Below are 1,857 nucleotides of genomic sequence, written 5' to 3'. Positions count from 1 at the left end.
CCCAGGGGGGACGCCGCCGCGCCCGGTCCCGCCCGAGACGGCGGGCGAGGTGACGGTGCCGGTCGCCCGGCCCGTGGCCCCCGGTGAGGAGCCGACGGCGCCGCTGGACCCGGTCCGTCCCGCCCCGGGTTCGGGTTCGGGGTCGGAGCAGACCGGTTCGCTGGTTCGCTCGTCGAGCCTGATCGCGGTCGCCAGCCTGGTCAGCCGCCTGACCGGCTTCCTCCGCAACCTGGCACTGGTCGCCGTGCTCGGACTGGCCGTGGTCAACGACTCCTACACGGTGTCGAACACGTTGCCCAACATCGTCTACGAGCTGCTGCTCGGCGGCGTGCTCACCAGCGTCATGATCCCGGTGCTGGTCCGCGCCCAGACCGACGACGCGGACGGCGGCGACGCGTTCACCCGCCGGCTGCTCACCGTCGTCGGGGTGGGGCTGTTCGTCGCGACGCTGGTGGCGATGGTGGCCGCGCCGCTGCTGACCCGGCTCTACCTGGGCTCCGGCGAGTCCGGTCAGGCCAACCCCGAGCTGGCCACCGCGTTCGCCTGGCTGCTGCTGCCGCAGATCTTCTTCTACGGCATCGGGGCGCTGCTCGGGGCGGTACTCAACTCCAAGGGCGTGTTCGGCCCGTTCGCCTGGGCGCCGGTGCTGAACAACCTGGTGCTGCTCGCGGTGCTGGCCGCCTACGTGATGGTCCCCGGCGAGATCTCGACCGACCCGGTCCGGATGGGCGACCCGAAACTGCTGATCCTCGGCCTGGGGACGACGTTCGGCATCGTCGTGCAGGCGCTCGTCCTGATCCCGGCGATGCGCCGCATCGGGTTCCGCTACCGGCCGCTGTGGGGCTGGGACCCGCGGCTGACGCTCGCCGGCGGGATGGCGCTGTGGATCGTCGGCTACGTGCTGGCCGGGCAGGCCGGCTACATCGTCACCACCCGCGTCGCGGCGGGCGCGGACGGCGGCTCCGTCTCGACCTACCAGAACGCCTGGCTGCTGCTGCAGGTCCCGTACGGCGTGCTCGGGGTGTCGCTGCTGACCGCCCTGATGCCCCGGATGAGCCGGGCCGCGGCGGAGGGGAACACCGGGCAGGTCACCACCGACCTCTCGTTGGGCGCCCGGCTGTCCACGGTCGGCCTGATGCCGATCGCGGCGCTGCTGACGGTGTTCGGCACCGAGCTCGGGGTGGCGCTGTTCTCGATCGGTGCCGGCAGCGGGACCGGGGCCTCGCGCCTGGGCGCGACCGTCGCCGCGTCGGCGTTCGGGCTGCTGCCCTACGCGGTGACGATGCTGCAGATGCGCGTGTTCTACGCGATGACCGACTCCCGCACCCCGACACTGATCCAGATCGGCATGATCGCGGTGAAGATCCCGCTGCTGCTGCTGTGCCCGGTGCTGCTGCCGGTCGAGCAGGTCGTGCTCGGGCTGGCCGCGGCGAACGGGATGTCGTTCGTCGTCGGCGCCATCGCCGGGCAGGTGCTGCTCGCGCGGCGCCTGGGACGGGTGCGGACCCGCGAGGTGCTCTCCACCCTGTGGCGGACGACCGCGGCCTCGGTCGTCGGTGCCGCGCTGGCCTGGGGGGTCGGTCGGCTGGTGGCCAACGGCCCGCTCGACGGATGGCCTGCGGTCGGTCAGGCCTGGCTGCTGCTCGCCGTCGGCGCGGTGGTCGCCCTGCCGGTGACGGTCGTGATGATGCGCGTCCTGCGGGTCGCCGAGCTCGACACGGTGTTCAAGCGCTTCTCCCGCCGCTGACGCACGACTGCCGCACCTCGTGTACGAGGTGCGGCAGCCGGTCGTGCGAGGGTCGTGCGGGCTCAGTCGTCCGGGTCGTCGCCGACCAGGTCGGAGGCCGAGGCACCGTT

General features: G+C 72.9%; 1 protein-coding gene. It reads left to right on the top strand.

The annotated features are described in order from the left end of the window. Positions 1 to 1,747: murein biosynthesis integral membrane protein MurJ (murJ, locus tag I4I78_RS32195; protein WP_218615281.1), on the top strand; the 1,747-nt coding region annotated here is incomplete at its 5' end. Positions 1,748 to 1,857 lie beyond the last annotated feature (110 nt).

This window comes from Pseudonocardia sp. KRD291, assembly GCF_019263595.1.
GTDB lineage: Bacteria > Actinomycetota > Actinomycetes > Mycobacteriales > Pseudonocardiaceae > Pseudonocardia.
The sequence above is the reverse complement of the archived record's forward strand: the minus strand, read 5'-3'. Positions and strand labels throughout refer to the sequence as shown.